The sequence below is a fragment of the Bordetella tumulicola genome (genome assembly GCF_054779135.1).
The window spans coordinates 250,391-275,373 of record NZ_BAAGYU010000007.1 but is presented as its reverse complement, the minus strand read 5'-3'; the positions used below and the strand labels follow the sequence as shown (position 1 = coordinate 275,373).

23 protein-coding genes and 1 pseudogene are annotated in these 24,983 nt (G+C 60.4%); 5 read left to right on the top strand and 19 right to left on the bottom strand.

Annotated elements, in window-relative coordinates; genetic code table 11:
• Positions 1 to 6 precede the first annotated feature (6 nt).
• Positions 7 to 822, top strand: a complete 816-nt coding sequence (locus ACYVDM_RS09705) for an enoyl-CoA hydratase/isomerase family protein (RefSeq protein ID WP_415786387.1) — start codon at positions 7 to 9, stop codon at positions 820 to 822.
• A 490-nt stretch (positions 823 to 1,312) separates the two neighbouring features.
• Here the strand turns inward: ACYVDM_RS09705 and ACYVDM_RS09700 are convergent, their stop codons facing one another.
• From ACYVDM_RS09700 to ACYVDM_RS09640, 13 genes are all read right to left on the bottom strand, one after another.
• Entirely contained in the window at positions 1,313 to 2,293 is a 981-nt protein-coding gene (locus ACYVDM_RS09700) for an LD-carboxypeptidase (protein WP_415786389.1), read from the bottom strand.
• Positions 2,290 to 2,769: a tRNA adenosine(34) deaminase TadA gene (gene tadA, locus ACYVDM_RS09695; protein ID WP_415787065.1), complete on the bottom strand. Its 480-nt coding sequence runs from the start codon at positions 2,767 to 2,769 to the stop codon at positions 2,290 to 2,292. The genes ACYVDM_RS09700 and tadA overlap by 4 nt, the downstream gene beginning before the upstream one ends.
• A gap of 4 nt (positions 2,770 to 2,773) precedes the next feature.
• Positions 2,774 to 3,622 carry an HAD family hydrolase gene (locus tag ACYVDM_RS09690; protein ID WP_415786391.1) on the bottom strand — a complete coding sequence of 283 codons (849 nt, stop codon included), beginning with the start codon at positions 3,620 to 3,622 and terminating at the stop codon, positions 2,774 to 2,776.
• A gap of 57 nt (positions 3,623 to 3,679) precedes the next feature.
• Positions 3,680 to 4,249 carry a hypothetical protein gene (locus ACYVDM_RS09685; protein ID WP_415786393.1) on the bottom strand — a complete coding sequence of 190 codons (570 nt, stop codon included), beginning with the start codon at positions 4,247 to 4,249 and terminating at the stop codon, positions 3,680 to 3,682.
• A 159-nt stretch (positions 4,250 to 4,408) separates the two neighbouring features.
• The gene (gene mnhG, locus ACYVDM_RS09680; protein ID WP_415786395.1) at positions 4,409 to 4,756 is read right to left on the bottom strand and encodes a monovalent cation/H(+) antiporter subunit G; all 348 of its coding nucleotides are present in this window, start codon (positions 4,754 to 4,756) and stop codon (positions 4,409 to 4,411) included.
• The gene (locus tag ACYVDM_RS09675) at positions 4,753 to 5,034 is read right to left on the bottom strand and encodes a K+/H+ antiporter subunit F (RefSeq protein WP_415786397.1); all 282 of its coding nucleotides are present in this window, start codon (positions 5,032 to 5,034) and stop codon (positions 4,753 to 4,755) included. The genes mnhG and ACYVDM_RS09675 overlap by 4 nt, the downstream gene beginning before the upstream one ends.
• Positions 5,031 to 5,507, bottom strand: a complete 477-nt coding sequence (locus ACYVDM_RS09670; protein WP_415786399.1) for a Na+/H+ antiporter subunit E — start codon at positions 5,505 to 5,507, stop codon at positions 5,031 to 5,033. The genes ACYVDM_RS09675 and ACYVDM_RS09670 overlap by 4 nt, the downstream gene beginning before the upstream one ends.
• On the bottom strand, positions 5,507 to 7,132 hold the full coding sequence (locus tag ACYVDM_RS09665; RefSeq protein WP_415786400.1) for a monovalent cation/H+ antiporter subunit D: 1,626 nt from the start codon (positions 7,130 to 7,132) through the stop codon (positions 5,507 to 5,509). Before ACYVDM_RS09665 ends, ACYVDM_RS09670 begins: the two co-directional genes overlap by 1 nt.
• Positions 7,129 to 7,473: a Na+/H+ antiporter subunit C gene (locus tag ACYVDM_RS09660; protein ID WP_415786402.1), complete on the bottom strand. Its 345-nt coding sequence runs from the start codon at positions 7,471 to 7,473 to the stop codon at positions 7,129 to 7,131. Before ACYVDM_RS09660 ends, ACYVDM_RS09665 begins: the two co-directional genes overlap by 4 nt.
• Positions 7,464 to 10,391: a monovalent cation/H+ antiporter subunit A gene (locus ACYVDM_RS09655; protein WP_415786404.1), complete on the bottom strand. Its 2,928-nt coding sequence runs from the start codon at positions 10,389 to 10,391 to the stop codon at positions 7,464 to 7,466. The genes ACYVDM_RS09660 and ACYVDM_RS09655 overlap by 10 nt, the downstream gene beginning before the upstream one ends.
• Before the next feature lie 239 nt (positions 10,392 to 10,630).
• A complete protein-coding gene (locus ACYVDM_RS09650) occupies positions 10,631 to 13,273 on the bottom strand; it encodes an AAA family ATPase (protein WP_415786406.1) in 2,643 nt (880 codons plus the stop codon).
• Positions 13,270 to 14,388 carry a metallophosphoesterase family protein gene (locus tag ACYVDM_RS09645; RefSeq protein WP_415786408.1) on the bottom strand — a complete coding sequence of 373 codons (1,119 nt, stop codon included), beginning with the start codon at positions 14,386 to 14,388 and terminating at the stop codon, positions 13,270 to 13,272. Before ACYVDM_RS09645 ends, ACYVDM_RS09650 begins: the two co-directional genes overlap by 4 nt.
• An 82-nt stretch (positions 14,389 to 14,470) precedes the next feature.
• A complete protein-coding gene (locus tag ACYVDM_RS09640) occupies positions 14,471 to 15,778 on the bottom strand; it encodes a D-amino acid dehydrogenase (RefSeq protein WP_415786410.1) in 1,308 nt (435 codons plus the stop codon).
• A 138-nt stretch (positions 15,779 to 15,916) separates the two neighbouring features.
• Between ACYVDM_RS09640 and ACYVDM_RS09635 the strand changes: the two genes are divergently transcribed.
• The 3 genes and pseudogenes from ACYVDM_RS09635 (at position 15,917) to ACYVDM_RS09625 (ending at position 17,898) form a co-directional block, all read left to right on the top strand.
• Complete coding sequence (locus ACYVDM_RS09635) at positions 15,917 to 16,387, top strand: winged helix-turn-helix transcriptional regulator (RefSeq protein WP_415786412.1); 471 nt, start codon at positions 15,917 to 15,919, stop codon at positions 16,385 to 16,387.
• A gap of 27 nt (positions 16,388 to 16,414) precedes the next feature.
• Positions 16,415 to 17,065 (top strand): annotated as a pseudogene (locus ACYVDM_RS09630) (DUF502 domain-containing protein); the annotation flags it as partial.
• Positions 17,066 to 17,319: 254 nt separating this feature from the next.
• Entirely contained in the window at positions 17,320 to 17,898 is a 579-nt protein-coding gene (locus tag ACYVDM_RS09625) for a restriction endonuclease (protein ID WP_415786414.1), read from the top strand.
• A gap of 47 nt (positions 17,899 to 17,945) precedes the next feature.
• Here the strand turns inward: ACYVDM_RS09625 and ACYVDM_RS09620 are convergent, their stop codons facing one another.
• The 6 genes from ACYVDM_RS09620 to ACYVDM_RS09595 all read right to left on the bottom strand — a co-directional run bounded on the left by ACYVDM_RS09620 (position 17,946) and on the right by ACYVDM_RS09595 (position 24,022).
• Positions 17,946 to 19,676, bottom strand: coding sequence for an ABC transporter substrate-binding protein (locus ACYVDM_RS09620; RefSeq protein WP_415786416.1), 1,731 nt, complete (start codon positions 19,674 to 19,676; stop codon positions 17,946 to 17,948).
• A 93-nt stretch (positions 19,677 to 19,769) separates the two neighbouring features.
• Complete coding sequence (locus ACYVDM_RS09615; protein ID WP_415786418.1) at positions 19,770 to 20,078, bottom strand: DUF2160 domain-containing protein; 309 nt, start codon at positions 20,076 to 20,078, stop codon at positions 19,770 to 19,772.
• 15 nt (positions 20,079 to 20,093) lie between these two features.
• Positions 20,094 to 20,906, bottom strand: a complete 813-nt coding sequence (locus ACYVDM_RS09610; RefSeq protein ID WP_415786420.1) for a carbohydrate ABC transporter permease — start codon at positions 20,904 to 20,906, stop codon at positions 20,094 to 20,096.
• A complete protein-coding gene (locus ACYVDM_RS09605) occupies positions 20,899 to 21,780 on the bottom strand; it encodes a carbohydrate ABC transporter permease (protein ID WP_415786422.1) in 882 nt (293 codons plus the stop codon). Before ACYVDM_RS09605 ends, ACYVDM_RS09610 begins: the two co-directional genes overlap by 8 nt.
• Positions 21,777 to 22,946 (bottom strand): ABC transporter ATP-binding protein, encoded by a 1,170-nt coding sequence (locus ACYVDM_RS09600; protein ID WP_415786424.1) that lies wholly within the window; start codon positions 22,944 to 22,946, stop codon positions 21,777 to 21,779. The genes ACYVDM_RS09605 and ACYVDM_RS09600 overlap by 4 nt, the downstream gene beginning before the upstream one ends.
• Positions 22,946 to 24,022, bottom strand: coding sequence for an ABC transporter ATP-binding protein (locus tag ACYVDM_RS09595; protein WP_415786426.1), 1,077 nt, complete (start codon positions 24,020 to 24,022; stop codon positions 22,946 to 22,948). Before ACYVDM_RS09595 ends, ACYVDM_RS09600 begins: the two co-directional genes overlap by 1 nt.
• Before the next feature lie 136 nt (positions 24,023 to 24,158).
• Here ACYVDM_RS09595 and ACYVDM_RS09590 point away from each other — a divergent pair, with 136 nt between their 5' ends.
• Entirely contained in the window at positions 24,159 to 24,956 is a 798-nt protein-coding gene (locus ACYVDM_RS09590) for a DeoR/GlpR family DNA-binding transcription regulator (protein WP_460475378.1), read from the top strand.
• Positions 24,957 to 24,983 lie beyond the last annotated feature (27 nt).

The following is a 24,983-nucleotide window of genomic DNA, read 5'->3' as shown; positions in this document are numbered from 1 at the left end:
CTGTACATGCTGCAAACCCTGGAAGTCGCCTACGGCCCCCAAACGGCCGTCGTCTGGCTCGCCCGACCCGACGTACGCAACGCCCTCGACGCTCGTCTCATCGGCGAGCTCACGGAAACCTTTAATACTCTGGCGGAGGACGACAATATCCGCGCCATCGTCCTCGCCGGCCGCGGCAAGGTCTTTTGCGCCGGCGCCGACCTCAATGCCATGCGTCAAAGCGCGCAGGCCAGCGAGGCGGACAATCGCGCAGACGCCCTCACCCTCGCCACCCTGCTCCACACCATCTATACCTGCCCCAAGCCGACTATCGCCCGCCTGCACGGCGCTTGCATGGCCGGCGGCCTGGGCCTGGCCACGGCTTGCGACATCGCGGTTGCCAGCCGCGAAACTCGCTTTGCCCTCACAGAAACCCGCCTGGGTCTCATCCCGTCCATGATCTCGCCGTACGTCCTGCGCGCCCTCGGCCCCCGCGCCGCCAGCCGCTGGTTTCTCACGGCCGAAACCTTCGATGCCGCCGAAGCCTGGCGCATCGGCCTGGTTCACGAACTTTGCGAACCTGAAGACCTGGATCCGCAGATCAATGCGATGTTAGGCAGCCTTATGCAAGCCTCGCCGAACGCATTAAGGGAATCCAAGCGCCTGATACACGACATCCCGCAACATCCCATCGACAGCGCCGTCCTGGAAGACACCGCCACCCGCCTGGCCAAGCTTCGGGCTACGCCGGAGGCCCAAGAAGGTATCGCAGCGTTTCTCGAAAAGCGTAGGCCGTCCTGGATTCCGGAGCAAGATACGGACGGTGGGAACGAAGCAGAGTGAGGGTGCGTTGGCGTAGGTTGATGCCAACGCTGGCATTCTCTGATGTGTGGGAGGCCGGGGCCGAGTGGCCACGCTGGCCAGTTTGAGGTTCGGGCAGTCCCGCGCAGCGGGACCTCGGCCCGTGCTTATGGGCCGAGCCGAGCCGATCTGGCCAGCGTGGCCACTCGGCCCCGGCCTCCCACACATCAGAGAATGCTGTAACCCACGTTGTTGTCATGCCATGGATGCTCTAACCCAGCTTGCAATGTTTATGCGGAGTGATGTCGTGGGTGCTTCGGGTAGATTAACAGGTGGGCAATAAACGTCGTGGCGATCTACTTGTATGTTCCAGGATATGACTGGCGTCTAGCGCTCTTGAGCGGCATATCATTGCCGACTAAGAGTACGGCCAAGCGAACTGACATAAGCGTAGGCCAGCCCACATTGCAGTCCGTGCCGCGCGCGGGGGTCGGACGTGTCAAAAACCAGACCTACATCAGCAAATCGTCCTTCAATGCGAATGCTCATCGATAACAAGATGCGCCATCCCCGCCTCGGTAGCAATCCCCACTTTCTGCCCGATCGGCAGCGTCGCCTTGCTACGGATATGCCCATAAGGCAACCCCGTAATGACTGGCACTTTCACCACGCTACGCAGCCACTTGACCACCGCCGGCATATCGTATCCCGCGTCGTGCTGCGCCAATCGGTACTCCGTAAAATAGCCAAAGACAATTGCCTTTTGACGCTGTAGCACACCCGCCTGCAACAACTGCGCCAACATCCGCTCGACCCGAAAAGGATGCTCTGCCACATCCTCGATGAACAAAATCCCGCCACGCACCTTGGGCATATATGGCGTCCCCATCAACGACATCATCGTCGCCAGATTGCCGCCCCATAACACCCCGCGTGCATCCACCCGGTCCGCATCCCGAGTCTCGAAACTCAGGATTTCCAGTTCCCCGCGCATCAACTCGCCGAACAACGCTGCCGTCAGATCATCGACCGTCTTGCCGCCAAAATCTGCCACTGCCGTCGCGCCCGTATAACTCACTGCGCCCGTCTGCGCTAACAGCGCCAAATTAAACGCCGTGAAATCACTCAGCCCCACAAAACGCTTGCCGCTATCGGCCATCGCACGCCAATCAATCTGCGGCAACAAACGGCTCAAACCATAACCGCCACGCGTCGCCATCACGATGGGATGCTTTTGCGCAATCGCGCGGTTCAGCCCGGCCAGGCGCTGCTTTTCCGTGCCCGCAAAACGCTGATGCACCGCCAATGCCGCGCGATCCACCGCCGTTTTAAAACCCTCTTGCGTCAAACGCTCCTGCGCCAACGCCACCGTCTGCGGATCACGAACCGCAGACGACGGCGATATCAAATAAATCCCGCTGGACGCCTTGGCCTGATGCGCGTGATCATGACCGCAGTCGTCGACGCAGACATGGCCTGCGTGGCCATGCGCGGGATGTTCAGTAATACTCATGTAGATTCCTTTGAGCGGCGTTCGCGAAAAAACCGACGCAGCATATCGCCGCAGGGTTGCGCCAATACGCCGCCAGTAATAGTCGTGTGATGATTCAATCGTTCTACGGCGCCGACATCCAGCACACTGCCGCAGGCCCCCGTTTTGGGATCCGATGCGCCATACACCACCCGGTCCAGTCGCGCATGCAACATCGCACCGATGCACATCACACAAGGCTCCAGGGTCACGTAAAGGCTTAAGCCGGGTAAGCGGTAATTATCCAGATGCTGTGCGGCCGCGCGTAGCGCCACGACCTCGGCGTGCGCCGTGGGATCACTATCCGTAATAGTACGGTTGTACCCCGCCCCCAAGACCTGCCCCTGCGCATCGACGACGACCGCGCCCACCGGAACCTCGCCTATGCGCCACGCGGCCTCGGCTTGCTGCATGGCGAGGGACATAAAATTTTCATCATCCGGCAACGTCGCCGTCACGCTATCAACCACGATATACCCGTGACTTCAGCGCAATGCGGCCGGCCAGACTGGTCACCGCCTCTTCGAGCCATTGATAAAGCTCGGCGTCTTCGCCATAGCGCGCCTGGTTCAGATTCGACACGCGCCCTTCCTCGATAAAACCCCAGGCCCGGCTACGCTTGTCGCGATGCTTCGGATCCCACACGCCGAACGCAAAACCGCCAGCGCTGCGAATCAACGAAAAACACGGAATATCGGTATATCCATCACCGACAAATACCATCTGATCAAACGGCACGCGCAGGCGGTCTTCGGGAACCTTGCGGTTCACCTCGAACGGCTTATTGCGAAACTCTCGCCCGATAATTCCCTTCTGGATATGGAACAAATAGCGGGTCTTGTCGGTAAAACTCACCAGACGGCGTGGGAACACAATGCCCCCGTCGGGACCGTACACAAATTCGGACGCCCAGATCTCGGTGAACTCGTGGGCGATCGGTGTCGAACGCACCACATCGCCTATCCCGCTCGAGATCAAATAAAATTCAAGCTGCACCTGTGGGTGTTCGGCCCGCACCGCGCTGCGCAAGCGCTGAAATAACGTCGGCACGCCATCGTGCAGAGGCAGCCTGGCCCCCCATTCTTGCAAACCCTGCTGCGTGATCAGGCCATGTTCGCCACTGCGAGACAGCGCAATCATCTCGTGCAAATAGGCCGGCACCGGGTCCCAATCCTGATCGCTCAGCAACGGGCCGACCTTGTCCTTCCAGAATGCAGCCGTATCCACCCCCAGGCTATCGAGAAAGCCAGACGTGCTGTCGGGAGCCAGCGTATCGTCGAAATCGAATATCAGGGCTATAACGTCAGACATGGGAGCGGCAAAAAATCGGTGATAGGCTGCATTTTGCCTGATCCCGACCCTGCCGTCTTACTGCACGGGCAACGGCGTAGCCGGTGCGGCGGGCGCGCCCGGAGTCGCAGGCATACTTGGTGTGGTGCCCGGTACCGTTCCCGGGGCCGGGCTCGGCGCGCTAGTACCCGGAACCGTCGCGCCCTGAGTGCCTGTGGCAGGCATCGTGCCAGAGGGCTGCGGGGGTACCTGAATCACCGTTTCGCGCAATATCCCACCGCTTTCTACGCTTCCCTTCACGCTAGAGGGCGACGACATCTGCTGCAGGCAAGTCTGACGCTGCGACGCAGGGAGTTTGTTGCAGCGATCCGTCGCATTGCTGCTGTAATTAGCCGATTGCCCGTTATCCAGTCGCTTGCGATTGGCCTCGTCACGCGCCGCGCCCGCCTCTTGCAAGCAAACCGCCTTGCTCTGATGTGTCTGGCCCGTGTTGCAGCGCTGTACGTCCAACTCGTACTGCGACTGAATCGAACTGGATGCCGAGGTATTGGCCGCCTGCGCGACGGACATCCCCGCCAACCCGCCTAGCGCCCCGGCTACCGCAAACACCAGCGTGCAGGTCCGATTGTGTATATGTCGTAGGTTCATTTTTCGCTCCTTCAACAATGTCGTATGCGTGATAAGCATACAAGCCAGTTGTTACGGTACGACAAAGCGGCAAGCCTGAGGGCGTACAGATGTTACAAATACGTCGGCCCGTAAACGGCTCCGGGGTTCCGTAGCGCCCTGATACGATTCGCGCCCGAGTTATTCGCGTCCCTTGTTATTAGGGGTGAACTCGCCCCGCTCGCGCTGACCGCGGTATGCCGAGGCGCGCATCAGCAACATGGCCGTCACCGGCGAAGTGATCAGCAGCAACAGCGTAATCAGAATCTCGTGGATGACAAAACGCTCCTCTATCGACGAGAACACCAGAATAGACGCCAGCAATACACAACCCGCCCCCATGGTATTACCCATGGTCGGCGCATGAATACGCGACACAAAATTTTTGAATCGCAACAAACCTACTGAACCAATCAGCGCAATGATTCCCCCGGCGATCAGCAAAATACTAGCGGGGATACCCGCCCACAACGGAATATCGGTGTTCATGGTTCGATCACCTCGCCGCGCAACAGGAACTTGGCCATTGCGGTCGATCCGACAAAGCCAAACAGCGCGATCAGCAATGCCACGTCAAAGTACACCGAAGTCCCTGACCGGATGCCAAATGCCAACATGGCCAACATGCCGTTAATGTAAAACGCATCCAGCCCCAGGATACGATCCTGGGCGGTCGGGCCCCGCACCAGTCGTACCGTCGCGCAAGCCATTCCCAGTACAAAACACAGCAGCGCAAATGATGCGGCCCAAAATAGCATGACGTTCATTCGAAAACCTCCATCAAGGTGCGCTCGTAGCGGTGCTTGACCAACTTGACCCAGGCGTCTTCGTTCTCGAGATCCAGCACATGCAAGGTCAATATGTCGTGAGACACGTCGACCCACACGGTACCGGGTGTATAGGTCAAGATGCAACCCAACAGCGCACGGCCATGCGGATCCTGCAAATCCAGCGAAATATGGACGTGACCCGGGGTGTAGGCACGGCGATACTCGAGAATCAACTTTCCCACGGCGATGTTCGAACGCACGATGTCGAGTATTACCCGGCCCGCCAGCCCCACCAGCAACCACAGCTTGTGAGGCCGGCTGCGCAGCGGTCGCAAGCGGGTCGATGCCACGCCGAGCCATATCGCTAATGCAGCGCCCAACGCGATCTGACCCGCAGAGAACGACTCGTTCAACAACAGCCACAGGATAAGTAGCACCAGGGGCAGCAAAATTTTGTAAAAGCGCCGCATCAGTGCCCCCCTATCGCCCGGGTCGGGCTCGCCGACAACACAGCGTCAATGTACAGAGAGGGGTCATCCAGCGACCGTGCGGCCGCGTCCAGATACGCCGACACGGGCCCTGCCCCCGCGGCCAGCGCGACACACAGCAGAAGCAAGATGCTGACCGGCCCCGCCTCAAGGACACGCAGGCGCGGCGTGGTGCGCTCATCGTTACCCCAGAAAATACGCATGCCGGCACGCCCGAAAGCAATAATACCGGCCAATCCCGCGACCAACACCCCCGCCACCAGAATCCACGCATCGGCGGGCTGCATTGAGGCATTCGCCTCGGCCACGGCGGCCGATAACAGCGAGAACTTTGCCACGAAACCGGACAAGGGAGGCAAGCCGGTCACCAGCAGTGCACACGAGACAAAAGCCAGGCCCAGGAAGGCCATCGCCGCGGGAATCGCGACCCCGACCACGTCATCGGACCGATTGGGCGATTCAGGATCATCCAGGTCGAACAAGTCGAGCGTCACCGCCAGGACATTGGCCCCGAAGGTCTGGGTACGCTCCACCAACTCGACCAGCATGAAAAACGCACCCGTGGTCAACACCGAACTCACCAGATAAAACAGCGCGGGCCCGGTCAAGCGAACGCCCGGCATACCTAGCGCGGTGAGCAGCGTGCCTGCGGAAACAATCACGCAGTAGCTGACGAGCTGATCCAGTTGCTGCGTCGCCAGCAACCCGATGGCGCCAAAGATCAATGTCGCCATCCCGATCACGAACATCCATTCCAGGCTGAAAGCCGCAGGCGCACCGGTTGGCAGCAACAGCGACCCAATGCGCAGCAAGGCATAGATGCCCACCTTGGTCATGATGGAAAAAATAGCGGCCACCGGCGCGCTGGCAGAGCTATAGCCTCGCACCAACCAGAAATTCATCGGCCATGCGCCGGCCTTGACCAAAAAAGCGACACCCAGCACCGCCGCGCCAATCTCGAACAGCAAGCGATCGGTGCCGCCCAGCGTCCCTGCACGCACTGCCAGATCGGCGAGGTTCAGCGTGCCCGTCACGCCGTAGATCAGCGCGATACTGATCAGCAACAGAAACGATGCCACCAGGTTGACCGCGATGTATTGCAGGCCGGCACTGACGCGAGCGACGCCCGAACCATGCAAAATCAGACCATACGAAGCGGCCAGCAGGATCTCGAAGAAGACAAACAGGTTAAACAGGTCGCCCGTCAGAAAGGCGCCATTGAGCCCCATCAGCAGGAACTGGAACAACGAATGAAAATGCACGCCTAACCGATCCCAGCGCGCCAACGAATAAAACAGCGAGGCCACGCCCAGCACAGCGGTCAACGTCAACATGACTGCCGAGAGCCGGTCGACCGCCAGCACAATGCCAAATGGCGCCGCCCAATCGCCCAACAAATAAACGCCCACGCCCTTGGGCCAGATGTCTCCCGCGCCAGCGGCCAGCGCGAGCAAGGTGATGGCGGCAGCCAATTGAGCCAGCGCCGCCAACACAGAGATGCTCGCCCGCAAAATTCGGTGCTTGTCCGCCAGCAGCAACATCGCCGCGCCCGCGATCAGCGGGACGACGATGGGATAGACAGGTGCGTGTTGCAACCAATTGATCAAGATTCCGACTCCCTGCCATCAACGTGGTCGGTGCCAGTCAACCCGCGAGAAGCCAGCAATACGACAAGAAACAAGGCGGTGGTCGCAAAGCCAATCACGATAGCCGTCAACACCAATGCCTGGGGGATGGGATCAGCCAGCGCGGCCGGGTCGGCCACCCCGCTTGTGGCGACAACCGGCGGACGCCCCACCGTCAGGCGACCCATTCCGAAAATGAACAAATTGACGGCGTACGACATCAGGGTCAGGCCCATGATGACCTGGAAGGTGCGTGGTCTCAGGATCAACCACACCCCCGACGCGGCGAGTACGCCAATCGCGATGGCGAGTATCAGTTCCATTGGGCAGGACTCCCGGATTCTGCGGCGGTAGCTTCGGCCGCGGCCGACGCCTCGGCGGCGGCTTTACGTTGCGCACGCAAGGATTGGTGAGCCAGAGCGACCAGTATCAGCACGGCGCCGCCCACGACCAGCATGTAAACACCAATATCAAAGAACAGCACGCTGGAAAGGTGGATATGCCCAATGATAGGGATGGAAATATCTGCTGCCAGGGCCGACAAAAGTGGCTTGGAGGCAAACCAGGCCGCGATCGCCGTTCCCCCCGCGCACAAAAGTCCGAGTCCGATCCAGTGTTGCGGATTCAGGCGACTGCGCGATTCCACCCAGTACACCCCGCCCACCATGTATTGCAGGATCACGGCAGTCGCCATGACCAGCCCGCCGACGAAACCGCCGCCGGGCGCGTTGTGGCCGCGCAGCAGCAAGTACACCGACACCATGGCGGCGATGGGCAACAGCAGGCGTACCAATACGGCGGGCAGCGCCATGGCATTGTCGGGCAGCAGAGCCTTGGTATCGGGCGATACCGTCGGGATACCCTGGTCGCGCTGCTGGCGAGGCAGATCAATGCTCTCGGCCGGTGGCCGGAAACGCCGCAACAGGGCATAGACTGTCAACGCCACGATACCGACGACCGTGATTTCGCCAAAGGTATCAAAGCCACGGAAATCGACCAGAATCACGTTGACGACGTTGGTGCCTCCACCTTCGGGCAGCGCGTTCTCGACAAAATAAGAGGAGATGGTCTGACCCTGCGGACGTGTCAGGACGACGTAGACCAACGCCGCGAGCGAGGTGCCGGTCACTGCGGCAATCACCAGATCTCGCACCCGGCGTGCCCGTGCGCGGAAGTGATTATCAACGCCACCCTCGATACGACGCGGCAACCACCGCAGGCCGAGCAACAGCAATACGACGGTCACGACCTCGACCGCCAATTGGGTCAGGGCCAGGTCAGGCGCCGAGAACCAGACGAACGTCACGCAGGTGACCAGCCCGGCGCCACCGGCCAGGATCAATGCGGCCAAGCGGTGATATTTGGCTTGATAGGCGGCGCACACCGCACAGATCGCCCCAACCGTCCACAACACGGCAAAAGCGGGATCCAGCGGCGTTGTAGCGGAGGTAATTCCGTCCCACTCTCCTTGGCGCAATGCCAGCCAGGCCACGAACAAGGCCCCCAGCACCATCAACAGCATTTGGACTTGCATACGCGTGGAGGAAATGCGCATCAGCACCCAGTTGGCCGCCACGCTGGAATAATCGAACAGAAACTCGAACGAACGCCGCCCGTCGAACCGATAAATGAACGGGACGCGACCGGGATGGGCGCGCTGTCGGGCCCGCAAAGCCAGATACAGCAAGATGCCGCTGATCATGGCCACAAAGCTCATCACCAACGGCAGATTCACCCCATGCCAGACGGACAGGCTGTACTCCGGCATGGCTTGACTACCCAGGATGCTTTGCGCCGCACTATGCAAAAAAGGTCCAAGCGTCACGCCGGGGATGATTCCCACGACCAAACAGGTCAACACCAGCAACCCGCTGGGCACCAGCATCCAGCGGGGCGGCTCATGCGGCGCGCGCGGCAAGTCTTTGGCTGGTGGGCCGAAGAACACCTGCAAAATGAATCGCAGCGAATACGTCACACTGAACGCACTGGCGATCACCGCAAGAGTCGGCAGACCATGCTGCACAATGGGGTCGCCGCTGACAAAGGTCGTCTCGGCGAAGAACATTTCCTTGGAAATAAAGCCGTTGAGCAACGGCACCCCCGCCATGGCGGCGGCCGCGACCACTGCCAGGGTCGCTGTGATCGGCATGGCGTGTCGCAACCCACTCAGTCGTCCCAAATCGCGCGTACCTGTTTCGTGATCGACGATACCCGCCGCCATAAATAGCGAGGCCTTGAAGGTGGCATGGTTGACCATATGGAAAATCGCCGCCACCAGCCCCAGCGAGCTGTTCATTCCCAACAGCAGCGTGATCAGCCCCAGGTGACTGATCGTGGAATAGGCCAGCACGCCCTTCATGTCTTGCTGAAAAATGGCGGCGTAGGCCCCCAGGAACAACGAGCACAGTCCTGCTCCGCCGATGATCCAGAACCACTCATCGGTACCGGACAACACCGGCCAAAAACGGGCCAGCAGGAACACGCCCATCTTGACCATCGTGGCCGAGTGCAAATAGGCCGACACCGGCGTGGGCGCCGCCATGGCGTTGGGCAACCAGAACTGAAACGGAAACTGCGCGCTCTTGGTCAATGCGCCCAGGGCCACCAGGATCAAGACGGCGGGATACCAGGGATCGGCGCGAACGAGGTCCCCCGAGGCCAGGACCTGATCAAGGTCGTAGCTGCCGACGATGTCGCCCAGAATCAACACCCCCGCCAGAAGACACAATCCCCCTGCGCCCGTCACCGTCAAAGCCATCCGTGCGCCGCGGCGGGCGTCTTGCCGGTGATGCCAATAGGCAATCAGCATGAACGAGGCCAGGCTGGTCATTTCCCAAAATAGGACTAATTGAATCAGATTACCTGACAGCACCACGCCCAGCATGGCGGCCATGAATGCCTGGAAAAACGAGAAAAATCTCGGTACCGGGTCCTCCGGCGACATGTAATACCGCGCGTACAACACGATCAGGGCGCCCATGCCCGATACGATCAAGGCGAATAGCCAGGCAAAGCCATCCATCCGCAACGTGAACTGCAAGCCCAATGCCGGCGCCCACGCGAGGTCCGTACGAACGATGCCACCGTCAGCAACCTGCGGGTACAGACTGGCCACCAGCAGAAAACTGGTCAATGCGGTCAAGCCGGCCAGCCAGGCCTCGGCGTTGCGGGCGTTGGATGGCAACAGCGCGGCGCACAGGCTGCCGACAAACGGCAGAGCGAGGATGAGAATCAGCAACATGGTATTCCGGGAGGACCGGCAGCGTGAGTCTGGGGCATGAGCCACACCTGATGCCGGGATGGAGTTACATGAAAGCCAAGCCAAGCCCATCGGACCCCGCGAGCCGCAAACACGGCAACGGCGTATCTGTAAACGTCGGCCAAACTCTCACCCCGAAAAATATCAGATTCCTGTAAGGTTCGCACAGCGATCCAGGCAATTTTTGCGGTTGATAGGCACTTTAAGGTGCATTTTTCGTGTCAATTTGAGTGAGTTAGGGGCACGGGGCGTATCGGTACTCCCATATCCTGCCAAGATTCGGCGTGGCAGGTCAGCAGCAACACCTGGTGCCGAGAAGCGGCATCGTATAGTGCACGCTTCATCAACTCGCGCCGATCCTGATCGGCATGTACCAGCGTATCGTCCAGCACCAACAGGGTCGGCCGGCCCGCTTGCTGCAATAAATCCGCATAGGCAAACCGCGCCAATACGCCGAGCTGCTCGCGCGTCCCAAAACTCAGGGTGTCCAGGGCTTCCTGCGCCTCGGCCCCTGCTCCTCGCAACACGGCGGCAGGCATCAAGGCATCGTCCAGACGCCATCGCGCCCCCGGAAACAACAATCCCACATAGTGCTGCAGACGTTGCGCCAGCGGCTCAAGCAGACGCTGGGTCGCCGTCGCGCGCCGCTCTCCCAGCAATTGCCACAGCAAATCCAGCGCCTGGGCGCGTGTGGTGAATTCGTCACGCCGACGGGCCAGACGCTGCGCTTCGGCCTGCGCCTGGAGCAATTGCTCTCCCAATCCGTGCGCTTGCGCCTGCTCCAGCTTGCCCTGCAACTGGAGCAATTCGGCGTGACGGCGTTGCTGCTCGTCCCGCAACAATCGCGCCGACTGCTCAAAACGCTGGGCGTCTTGTTCAATCAGCTCAGGTTGCTGGGCCTGCAACGCTGCCTGCACAGTCTGGCAACGCTGCGCCAAGGTGTCGCGCGTGGCGCGCGCCTCGACCAACCGAGCCCCGCGCTGCTCGCGTTGTTCGACACGACTGGCAGTGTCGAACTCAGCCTGCCGGGCCGTCCATTGGGCTTGCAAGACCTGCGCCGTCGCCTGCTGCGTATCCAGCGCCGTCCGCGCGGTTGTCACGGTGCGATCGGCGTGCTCCGCCTCGACCTTTGCCGTCCGCAGCGCCTGCTGTGCCTGGATCAGATCAACGGGGGTGTCGACGTCCGGCAAACCGGCCAGCTGCGCTTCGAGCTGTGCCCGACGTGCCTGCGACTGGGTATGCGAGGCACGCAGCGACTCGATACCCTCGGGCGCCTGAATGCGCAGCGTTTGCCGCGCCATGTCCAGTTCTCGACGGACCTGTTCATAGGCGGCGGCACGCGTCTCGGCCTCAGCCAGCGTGGCCGCCCCAAGGCCAGCCAGCAACGCCTCGCGCTGTGCGTTCGCTTTGTGTAACTCAGCCAGGACGGCGGGTAGATCTCTGCCACCCGGCTCGATGCGCAAGCGTCCGACCCCGGGTATTTGTACGTCAGTCGCCTCGGTCAGCAATACCTCGCCCGCCCCCGCCAGTGTCTGCGCCGCGACCTGCAATGTCTGCCCCGGGGTCAGGTCGTGCAGCACACGCGTCGCGCCGGCGTGCTGCTGAATCTGCAGTTGCACCAGATGCTGCTCGAGTTTGCGCAGGCTGCCCAGTGCCTTGTCGTCGATGACAGACTGGGTCTCGGCGGCCTGCAGGCTCTGCACCTGTGCCGCCCACTGCTCCGCCTGGGCAATGCGCTCCTGGCCGTGCTGCAGTTCCGCTTCCAGCCGCGCGATTTGTGCCAGGCAATCCTGTCGCTGGGCCGCCTGCTGCGCCGCCACCACCTGGGCATTGCCCTCGGCCAGTCGTTCGGCACTGCGTTGCTGATGTTGCTGCGCGCGCGCCAGTGCCTCGCGTGCCGGCGACAGACGCGCCGTCGCCGCCTCGGCCTCGGCCTGCGATGCACGCAACGCAGCCGCGTCCCGCTGGTCCCGTTCCACCTGCTCATGCAGCAGGGCCAGCGTACTGTCCGCCTGCGTCAGCTCACGCTGCAGGCCGGTCAGCGCGTCCCGCTCGCGACTGATTTCGTTCAAGCGAGCCCGGGCCTGCGCTGCCCGTTGCTCCATCCCAAGCCAGGGCTGGTCATGCTGCGCCTTGTCGTACTCGCGCCGCAGCACCGCCAGACGGTCAACATCCGCATCCAGCGCCTGCTTGGCGGCTGTCAGCGTCGCGACGGTCTGCTCGGCACGCTGACAGGCGTCTTCCGCCTCTTTATAGGCCCCCTTGGGCCGGCCACTGCGCCCATCGCGCAGCGTGGCGCGTTCGGACTCGACCCGCTCGTACAGCGAGTCGCCGTCGGCCGAGGTGAGCTCGCCCGTCAAGCGCGTCAGCGCATCGCGGACATGACTTTGGGCATGGACGGCGGGTTCGAGCAGATTCTGCCCCGCACCTTGCTCTATCCATAACAGGCCCGGGATGCCGCCATGTTCCGCGCGACTGCCGCCCTTGGCGGAGAACTCAAACCCCAGCAATGCGGCCAGAGCGTTCTCCGCCGCTTCGCCTTCGTGACGCGTCGCGCCCTCATTGATCAACAGTTCGCAACGGGCTCGGCTGAGGAATGACTTGCGCAACAAATACTGTTGATCGGCATGCTCGAATGCAATCTCTACCGACGGCCGGGCGCCCGACATCCCCCACGGTGCCAGATCGGCGACCTTGGTCGTTTTGTAGCGTTCTAGAAATGCCGCGCGAATGGCGATCGCAATGGTGCTCTTGCCAGCCTCATTAGGCCCGGCGATCACATTCAGGCCATCAGCCAAATCGTCCAGGACGACCGGATCACGAAATTTGCGGAATTCCTCCAGAGCGATACGGCGCAGTTTCATGGCGCCGCCGTCCGTTCGCGCTGGAATTGCACCAGCAGCCGCAAGGCTTGACGCGCAACCGCTGCCTGCGCGGGATCGTCCTGTAGCGTTTGCAACTGCGCAGCCACCTCACTCACGTAACCGCTGGCGCCCAAGGTCAGCAGATCCTCGGCATCGGGCGCGAGCGATAGGCCGTCGGTGTCGAGCAGCAAGGCACGACTACGGGCCATTGCCCGCGCGACGGCGTCTTGCAGGGCGTCCCAGGCCTCAAGCGGCAACTGCCCCGCGACCTCCAGGCGCAACACATCCTCTGCGTCGATTTCCTGTAAACGATGCGCCAACGACTCGGCATCAGAGCTTAACTGCAGCGATTCGTCCCATAACGCCCACCGATAACGACCGACAGGCAAGATCGCAACCGCCGGCTCGGCACCCGGGCCGGATAGTGTCACGTCCAGCACGCTCCCCGATGCATTCGCCCGAAAGCGATCTGGCTCCGGTGTGCCGGCATACCAGGTGCGTGCATCGATCTGCAGGCACCCATGCCAGTCGCCTAGCGCCAGATAGTCCAGCCGCGAGCGACTCGCCCGATCCACGGCGATCGGATTGGCGGAATCCACGCTGTCGGGCAACCGGCCCGTGATGCTGCCATGGGCCAGCCCCACCCGCAGCCGACCCGGCGCAGTTTCCAGCGTGTCAAAAACGGCCGTTGTATCGTCGTAGGTGTGCCGCTGGGTCAGGGGCGCGGCCAATACGGCCAGATTCAGCGTCGGAAGATCGACCACGCCAGGTTGCAAGGGGATATGCACATTCGGCCCAATACAGCCTAGTTGGCGCGCACGCGACCAGACGCTATCGGCCAACGCTGCGTCGTGGTTGCCGGCAATCATGACCCATGGACCGGTAAAGGCAGACAGCGCATCGAACAAACGCCGGATCGTGCGATCCGACACGGCTTGCGTATCGAACACATCGCCCGCCACCAACACCGCATCGGCGTGGCGCTCGGCCGCCAGCGCCGCGATGCGTGCGACGACGTCATAGCGCGCCTCGGCCAGCATGGCCGCGTCGTCAGTATCGAACTGACCGTATTGCCGCCCGATCTGCCAGTCGGCGGTATGGATGAGATGCGTCACGAAACCCCTGCTAGTGCCTGCGCCATGATGGCGATCATGGGGAATTGTGGCACATCGCGGGGCCGCGGCGAGCGCGGCAGATTCAGGCTGCCGAATGCTCCCCGAGCGCCAGGCGCGACTGACGCACCCGCGAGGCGCCGTAACGCGACAACGCCAGATCGTCAGCCCGGATCGTGGGCGGCTGGCCGGTCACCAGGTCGGCCAGCAGCTTGCCCGAACCGCAGGCCATGGTCCAGCCCAAGGTGCCGTGCCCCGTGTTCAGGAACAAGTTGGCATAGCGCGTCGGACCGACAATCGGCGTGCTATCTGGCGTCATGGGGCGCAGACCCGTCCAGAACTCCGCTTTGGTCACATCGCCGCTGCCGGGATACAGATCATTGACCACGTATTCCAGGGTGCGACGACGCGCCGGGTTCAAACGCAGATCAAAACCGGCCAACTCCGCCATGCCGCCAACGCGGATACGGTTGTCAAAACGCGTTACCGCGACCTTGTAGGTTTCGTCCAGCACCGTCGACACCGGGGCAGCTTTCGAATCCCGCAGGGGGATCGTCAGCGAATAGCCCTTGACGGGATAGACGGGCAAATCCAGTCCCAACGGCCGCAGGAAACCACGCGTATAGCTGCCAAATGCCGCCACGTAGCGATCAGCCGTCAGCGTCTCGCCGTCGACTCGAACCCCGGTGATCTCGCCGCCGGCCATTTGCAAGCCCTCGACATCCTGCCCATAGCGAAACTCCACGCCCAGTCCCGCAGCCAACTGCGCCAATTGACGGGTAAAGAGACGGCAATCCCCGGTTTCGTCATTGGGCAGGCGCAGGCCACCGACCAATTGTTGAGAGGCGTGCGCCAAGGCAGGCTCGGCGGTTTGCAGGCGATTGCGGTCAAGCAACTCGTAAGGCACGCCGCAGGCCTCCAGCACCTGGATATCGCGTTGCGCGGCCTCGTATTGAGATTCGGTGCGAAACAGCTGTAACGTGCCGCGAGTACGCTGCTCGTATTGAATCCCGGTCTCCGCGCGCAAATCGCTCAGGCAATCCCGGCTGTACTCGGCCAGGCGCAGCATGCGTTCCTTGTTGATCGTGTAGCGGGCGGCCGAGCAGTTGGCCAGCATCGCGGCCATCCAGCGCCATTGATACAGCGTGCCGTCCGGCCGGATCGCCAGCGGCGCATGCTCTTTCTGAAACATCCACTTCAGGGCTTTGAGGGGGATCCCGGGCGCCGCCCAAGGCGTGGAGTAACCCGGCGACACTTGGCCGGCGTTGGCATAGCTGGTTTCACATGCCGCCTCGGCCTGGCGGTCGAGAACCGTGACTTTGACCCCCTGACGGGCCAGGTAATACGCGGTTGTCGTACCGATGACACCACTGCCCAGAACGATGACGTGCATGAAATTCCCCTGCTGCAGACGATTTAAACAAATGAATCGATAGTCTAGGATTGAATAAGCAGTGGAAATCACTAAAATTATTGGTTCTAATTGGTTTTTATACTGATACCAGCGGCTAACCGGCCCTCTCAGAGCGAAATGCGCGAACTTGATCGTATCGACTTGAAAATCCTGGATATTTTGCAACGTGATGGGCGGATTTCCATCACCGATCTGGCCGAGCGCATCAGCCTGTCGGCGACGCCCTGCTCCGAGCGCGTCAAGCGCCTGGAACGCGAAGGCGTCATCACCGGGTATCATGCGCGCGTCGACCCTGCGGCGTTGGGTCGCAATTTATTGGTATTCCTGGAAATCAAGTTATCGGCAAAATCAGGTGATGTCTTTGACAAGGTCAAACAGGAATTGCTTTACGTCCCCGAGGTCATGGAATGCCACTTGGTCTCGGGTGATTTTGATTATCTGGTCAAGGCACGCCTGACCGAAATGAATGAATACCGCCGACTGCTGGGCGCGATTCTGAAACGCCTGCCGGCGTCGGCCGAATCTCGCAGCTATGTGGTGATGGAAGAAATCAAGGAAACCTTGTACTTGCCCGCCGTCGGCCATTAATTACGCATTACCGGAGATCCACACCCCATGACGCGCCTGTATCGATATTTTTTCCGCGGGCTGATTACCGTCCTGCCGATTGTGCTGACGCTGTACCTGCTGTTTGTGTTCCTCACCTGGACCGAAAGAGCCGCGCTATCGCTGCTCAGTCCGTTTATCGGTAGTTTTTATATTCCCGGCATGGGATTGTTGCTGGGGATTCTGGGCATTTTGCTTATTGGCTATTTAGTCTCGAAAGAGCGCGTGCAAAAGATCTTTCATTTCGTGGAGATGCCGTTTACCAACATCCCGGTAATCAAAAGCATTTATTCGTCGCTCAAAAGCTTTGCGGATTATTTTTCGCCCAGCGCTAAAGCCGACACCCAGCACGTCGTCGTGCTGCGTATCCCAGGCCAAGCACTGGAACTGGTGGGTCTGATCACTCGACGCAGCACCGAAGGCTTGCCCGAGGGATTTTTGTCCGGTGACCGTGTCGCCGTTTACTTGCCCATGGGTTACATGATCGGTGGCTATACCGTGTTCGTCCCGACCGACTGGGTGCAACCCATCGACATGTCAGTCGAAGAAGCCATGCGTGCGTCGCTGATTGCCTGGATGGCCCAATCGTCAACATCAGGGCGCCCTGTGCCGCCCACCGCGCCTGTGGCTCCAACGAATCCGGGGGCTTTTGCAGCGCCTGTAACGCCAGCAACGCCTGCGACACCTGTAACGCCTCCAACTTCGACAACTCCCGCGACGCCGACAACTCCAGCAACGCCTACGACTCCACCGCCAGCGCCAGAGACGCCACCAGCCGCGCCGGCAACGACGCAGTCACCTACCCCGCCCTCTGACACGCCCAAATCCTAAGTCTTCTGTCCTAAGCCTTTTCAAGCCTTCTATCTAAGCTTTTTATCTAAGCCTTTTATTCACTTCGCTGCCCAGGATCCCCCATGAAATTCATGGCCAAAAACTCTCTCTTTGCCATTTTGCTTCGATCATCATGGTGGATCAGCATGCTCGTCGCGGCGGGACTGGTATTAGTGGCGGTTGCGGTCGTGCCGCCAGCCTACGCGCCCTTTCCGATTTTTGGCGCCATCCCGTTTATCGTGATCTCCGGCGTGGCCGCCTGGAAACAACGCAACAAGCCTTCGCAGGCCCGCATCGAGGAAACGAGCCAGGCTCTGTCCGTGCTGTCCTGGTCGGCTTTTGCCGATCAACTCGAAGCGGCCTTGCGCAAAGACGGTTGCGAGGTCAAACGCTTAAAAGGCTTAAAGGGTGATGCCGCCGACTTTGAAGTCACGCGAGCGGGCAGCGGCCGGGCGCTCATGTCAGCCCGGCGCTGGAAAGCCGCCCACACCGGCGTCGAACCGCTGCAGCGCCTGCAGGCCGCACGCGCCGAAGCCGGCGCCAACGAGGGTATTTATGTCTCGCTGGGCGCCGCTTCGGGTCCCGCATTGGCCTATGCCGCGCAGAACAACATCCAGATCATGGATGCCCAGGCGCTAGCCAAACTCTTTCGCCATCGATAACAGCCGGAGCCAATGCCTGCGCAGTTGGCAACCGGCCCCCCCTTACATCAACGAACCTTGCCCTCCTTCCAGGCCTGCAGCAACTGATCGTACGGAATGGTCTGGCCCTGAGGTTTTTCGTTGGCCAATTTCTTCCATGGCGCATGCTCGTCCGATAGCCACTTGGCGGGATCGCTCTTTTTGTTGAGCTTGGGCGCACACTGCGCCATGCCCGCGCGTTCCAGGCGCGCCATCACGCGATCCATTTCCTCGGCCAGATTATCCATGGCCTTTTGTGGCGTCTGCTCACCCGTCACGGCGGTCGCGACGTTCTTCCACCACAACTGTGCCAGCTTGGGATAGTCGGGAACGTTATTGCCCGTCGGTGTCCAGGCAACGCGTGCCGGGCTGCGATAAAACTCGATCAGGCCGCCATAGTTGTCGGCATTCTTCGTGAAGTAATCGCTGTGAATATCGCTATCGCGAACAAAGGTCAGGCCGGTGATCGATTTTTTCAACGACACGGTCTTGGCATTCACGAACTGGGCATACAGCCATGCGCCTGCCAGACGATTGGGATCGGTGGATTTAAAGAACGTCCACGAGCCCACGTCCTGGTAGCCGTTTTGCATACCCTCTTTCCAATACGGGCCATAGGGCGACGGCGCCATCCGCCACTTGGGCGTGCCGTCCTCATTCACCACCGGCAACCCCTTCTTGGTCATATCGGCGGTAAAGGCCGTATACCAGAAGATCTGCTGCGCGATATGGCCTTGCGCGGGCACCGGTCCGGATTCCGAGAAGGTCATGCCCATAGCCTGCGGCGGTGCGTACTTCTTCATCCAGTCGATGTACTTGGTCAGGGCATACACTGCCGCCGGGCTATTGGTCGCCCCGCCTCGCGACACCGACGCGCCGACTGGCGTGCACTTGTCGTCGGCCACGCGTATCCCCCATTCATCGACCGGCATCCCGTTGGGCAGCCCCTTGTCGGCGGCGCCCGCCATCGACAACCACGCATCGGTAAAGCGCCAGCCTAATGACGGATCTTTTTTGCCGTAATCCATGTGGCCATAGATCTTCTTGCCATCCAATTCTTTCACATCATTCGTAAAGAAATCGGCAATGTCCTCGTAGGCGGACCAGTTCGTGGGCACGCCCAGGTCATAACCGTACTTGGCCTTGAACTTGTCGCGCAAATCCTGGCGGGCAAACCAATCGGCGCGAAACCAGTACACATTGGCAAACTGCTGGTCCGGCAATTGATAGACCTTGCCGTCGGGCGCGGTCGTAAATTTGAGACCGATGAAATCTTTCAGATCCAGATCGGGGCTGGTCCATTCCTTGCCGTCCCCATCCATATAGTCCGATAAGGGCAGAATGGCGCCATAACGGTAGTGTGTGCCGATCAGATCCGAATCCGAAATCCAACCGTCGTAGATCGACTTGCCCGACTGCATGGAGGTCTGCAGTTTTTCGACCACATCGCCTTCCTGGATCAAGTCATGATTGACTTTGATCCCGGTGATTTCACTAAAGGCGCGAGCCAGAGTTTTGGATTCGTACTCGTGGGTCGTAATGGTCTCGGACACCACATTGATTTCGGTGACACCTTTGGCCTTGAGCTTGGCCGCAGCATCGATAAACCATTGCATCTCGGCCATCTGCTTGTCCTTGGACAGCGTCGAAGGCTGGAATTCCGAGTCGACCCATTTTTCCGCCTCGGGTACGCCCGCCCAGACGGTTGAACTCCCGATCAATGCAATAGCCGCAGCCATCGCTTGCAAACGCAATTTCATGACCTTCCTCCTCGATGAACCTTCCCTTTTATGCTGCGGACCTGGGCCTGGGAAGCTACCGGCCGGCGGTCATTTCGCTACAACATTTTTTAATTAACCCTTGCGCATCACCCATGCCAATACCAGCAATGACACGGCAAAACCGATCCAGAGCGAGGGCGAATCTTCCAACCCAAACCAATCCATCATTTTTTCGCCCAGCCCGACATAGGCCAAGTTGATCCAGGCCATGATCATCAGGCCGATAAACAATCGATCACCTCGCGTCGTCGCGATCGGCAAAAAGCCTTTGCGCAACGAGGTGGGCGATTTCAGCTCCCATACCGTCATGCCGACCAGCATCAGCCCAATGCAGATAAAAAACACCGCGACCGGCGTCGTCCATACCATCCACTGCAACATGGTGCGCCCTCCTCGCTAAACCCGGCCCATCGCAAATCCTTTTGCGATGTAGTGCCGCACAAACCAGATCACGATTCCCCCGGGCACGATGGTCAGGACGCCGGCCGCCGCCAATACGCCCCAATCCATCCCCGATGCCGATACCGTGCGTGTCATCGTCGCCACGATGGGTTTGGCATTGACCGAGGTCAACGTGCGCGCCAACAGCAACTCGACCCAGCTGAACATAAAGCAGAAGAACGCCGCTACCCCCACGCCTGCCTTGATAAGAGGCAAAAAGATCGTCAGAAAAAATCGCGGAAACGAATAGCCATCGACATAGGCGGTCTCATCGATCTCGCGCGGCACGCCCGACATGAAGCCTTCCAGGATCCACACAGCAAGCGGCACGTTAAACACCAGGTGCGCCAACGCCACTGCCAAATGCGTATCCATCAGCCCCAGCGAGCTATACAACTGAAAGAACGGCAACAGGAACACCGCGGGCGGTGTCATGCGATTGGTCAGCAACCAGAAGAACACGTGCTTGTCGCCAATGAAGCGATAACGGGAAAACGCATAGGCAGCCGGCAACGCCACCGCCAGCGAAATCACCGTGTTGATCACCACATAAATCAGGGAATTGATATAGCCCGAATACCAGGCGGGATCCCTGAAAATAGTGAGATAGTGTTCAAACGTGAAATCGTTCGGCCACAACGTCAGCGTACTGACGATCTCTGTATTGGTCTTGAACGACATGTTCAACATCCAGTACAGCGGCAGGATGGCAAACGCCAAGTACAGCACCAGAAAGCCCGTGCGCCAGGCCCAACCCCGCTTATCCATGAATGTCCTCCTGCTCGTTCGTACCCGCGCGCTGCATCCAGTTGTACAGCATGAAACACAGCAGCAAAATAATCAGGAAATACACAATCGAAAACGCGGCGGCAGGCCCCAGGTCAAACTGGCCCACGGCCTTTTGTGTCAGGTACTGAGACAAGAACGTCGTCGCGTTGCCCGGGCCACCTCCCGTCAACACAAAGGGCTCGGTATAAATCATGAAGCTATCCATGAAACGCAACAACACCGCGATCATCAAGACCCCGCGCAGCTTGGGCAACTGGATATAACGGAACACCGCCAGACGCGTCGCCCCATCAATGCGCGCGGCCTGGTAGTACGCCTCGGGTATCGCGCGCAACCCCGCATAGCACAGCAGCGCCACCAGCGGCGTCCAGTGCCACACATCCATGGCCAGCACCGTCAGCCAGGCGTGCAGGGAGTTGCCGGTATAGTGATAGTCCACACCCAACCACGTCAGCGCAGCGCCCATCAGCCCGATATCCGTGCGACCAAACACCTGCCAGATCGTGCCCACGACGTTCCAGGGAATCAGCAGCGACAAGGCGATGATCACCAGTACCGCCGAGGCGCGCCATCCCGTCGCCGGCATGCACAACGCCAGCAAAATACCGAGCGGAATTTCAATGGCCAGCACCGCCAGCGAAAATCCGATCTGTCGCAACAAGGCGCTGTGGAGCTCTTCGTCCTGCAGCACCATCGCATACCACTCCGTGCCCACGAACACGCGGCGATCGGGTGAAAAAATGTCTTGCACCGAATAATTGACGATTGTCATCAGCGGCAAAATGGCGGAGAACGCCACGCAGATCACGACCGGCAACACCAGCAGCCAGGCACGCTGATTGATGGGCTTCATAGCATGCGCTCCTCGTTTCGATAGAAGCAGGTATGCGGATTCAATAACGGCAGCCAGACCGTATCACCCACCGCGACCTCACGGCCGACATCCGCGCGAGCGCGCAACACCATGCCCTGAAAATCGCAGGTCAGCAGCAGATAGGTTCCCAAGTCCTGGACCCGAGACACCTGGGCCGGCACCGCGCCTGGCGTCCCGGCCTCGCACGGATGCAGATATTCGGGCCGCACACCTAATTGCACAGCGCCGGCCTCGGGCAGCACACTCGCCATCGAGGGCGACAGCCCCTCATTGGATAACGGGCCAGTTGATGCGTCGTGCCGCGATTCCGTCACGCCGGACCATGCCAAAGGCGACGCCGACTCCGGGCTCCACAAGCGATAGGCGCCGACCATCAACGCCCCGTCTTGCCATTGGGCCGGCAGAAAATTCATCCCCGGCGAGCCGATGAAATGGCCCACGAACGTATGTGCGGGACGCTCGAACAAGTCTTCGGGGCTGCCGATCTGCACCGCCTTTCCCTTTGACATCACGACCACCTGTTCGGCAAACGTCAGCGCTTCGGTCTGGTCATGCGTGACGTAGATCAACGTCAGCTTGAGTTCATGATGGATCTCTTTGAGCTTGCGCCGCAATTGCCATTTCAGATGCGGGTCAATCACAGTCAACGGCTCATCAAACAACACCGCCGATACGTCGCTGCGCACCAACCCGCGGCCCAGGGAAATTTTCTGTTTGGCGTCGGCGCTCAACCCACTCGCTCGGCGGATCAATTGTCCCGACATGTCCAGCATCTCGGCGATGCGCCCCACGCGCTCTCGGATGTGCGCTTCTGGCATCCCCCGATTACGCAAGGGAAAAGCCAGGTTGTCAGCCACCGTCATGGTGTCGTACACCACGGGAAATTGAAACACCTGGGCAATGTTGCGCTGCTGCGGCGTCAACGCCGTCACATCACGACCGTCAAACAGGATTCGACCCTGCGACGGACGCAATAGTCCCGAAATGCAGTTCAGCAAGGTCGTTTTTCCGCAGCCCGATGGCCCCAGCAGCGCATAGGCGCCCCCATCGCGGAAAGTGAAACGCAGAGGCAGCAAAGCATAGTCGTCATCCGATTGGGGCTGGCTGACGTATGAATGGGCCAGGTCCAGTTCAATCGCAGCCATCAGGCAGCCCCTGCGGCACTGCCGGTCGTCAGCAATTGTCCGCCCGCATCAAAGGCATACAGGCTCGCGGGATCAAAATACAGCGTCAAGGTGTCCTCCAACTCGTAGCGGTGCACACCCGCTAATTGCGCCACCACCGGTCCCGCCGAGGTTTGCGCATGCACATACGTATCCGACCCCGAGATCTCGGCCAGTTGGACCACCCCGGGCAAGGCCACCCGTCCCGTGCCGGGTTCGGTGCTAAAGGCGCCGGCCCGCAAGCCCGCCGTCATCGCCGGCTGGCCATCTGCGTCGGGTAGCCGACGCGCCGCCACCACACCGCCCTGAAGCACGATGCCGCCTTCCTGGCGTTGGGCGGCAAAGAGATTCATGGGCGGGTCACTGAATACGCGCGCCACGCGCAGCGACGCGGGTCGGTGAAAGACCTCTGCCGCCGGGCCGTACTGCAAGAGCTCGCCCGCATCCATCACCGCCGTATAGCCGCCCAGCAACAGGGCTTCGGCCGGCTCGGTGGTGGCGTACACCACTGTCGAGTCCCCCTCGGCAAACAGGCTGTCGAGCTCGTCGCGCAACTCCTCGCGCAGCTTGTAGTCCAGATTGACGAGCGGCTCATCAAGCAGCACCAATGGCGCCTGCTTGGCCAAAGCGCGAGCCAGGGCGACGCGCTGCTGTTGCCCGCCCGATAACTCGGCCGGATAGCGTTTCAGAAAGTGCTCGATGTGCAGGCGTTCGGCCATCGCCTGGACCTGACCGGCGATATCAGCCTCGCCGCGCAACTTCAGCGGCGACGCAATGTTGTCGTACACCGACATCGAGGGGTAATTGATGAACTGCTGGTAGACCATGGCCACATTGCGGCGCCTTACCGGCACGCCCGTGACATCGGCGCCATCGACCAGGACCCTGCCCGACGTGGGGCGATCCAGCCCCGCCATCACACGCATCAACGAGGTCTTGCCCGCCTGGGTCACCCCGAGCAACACCGTCATTGCGCCAGGAATCGGGGACAGACTCATCGGATACAGATGGGTTTGCGACCCCGCACGCAGGGAAATCTGGTCCAGCATTAACTGCATCGTGTTCCTCCAAGTGGACAGATGCGCTGCACTTTCGTTATTTATTTGTATTTTTGCGTTTTACCCAACAAACGAAAGAAAAACAATCGTGCACTGCGTCATTTTATTTTCGATTTTGTTGTTTTATGATGTCGGCATGATACTGAACCCTCGTCAAACCGCACTGGTCGAGCTGGTTCGATCCCAGGGATCGGCCAGCATCGAGTCTCTGGCCCGACATTTTGATGTCACCCTGCAAACCGTGCGGCGTGACGTCAATCTTCTCGCAGAAGCCGGGTTGCTGTCACGCTTTCATGGTGGCGTCCGTATCGAGTCGTCCACCATCGAGAACATCGCCTATCGCAAACGCCAGGGCCTGCATGCCGAGGCCAAACAGCGCATCGCCCGCGCGGTCGCCCAGGCCGTGCCCGATGGCTGTTCGCTGATCCTGAATATTGGCACGACGACCGAGGCGATCGCCAGAGAATTGTTGCGTCATCGCGGACTGCGTGTCATTACCAACAACCTGCACGTTGCCGATATTTTGTCGGACAACGTGGATTGCGAAGTCATCATCGCGGGCGGCGTCGTGCGCTCGCGCGACCGGGGTATTGTGGGCGAAGCCACCATGGACTTCATCCGCCAATTCAAGGTCGATATCGGCCTGATCGGTATTTCCGGTATCGAAGCCGACGGCACTTTGCGCGATTACGATTTCCGCGAGGTCCGCATCGCCCGCAGCATCATCGAACAATCACGCGAGGTCTGGCTGGCGGCCGACAGCAGCAAATTCGAACGCCAGGCCATGGTCGAACTGGCCCATATCTCGCAAATCGACCGGTTTTTTACCGATGCCCATCCGCAGGCGCCTCTTGCCCAGGTCCTGCAAGAATCCGGCGTTCGCTGCGTGATCGCCGAAGCGCCTGTCGAACCTATTCCCGGTGCCTCGTTGTAACTGCCGGCTCTGCCTTCGCGCCGCCCC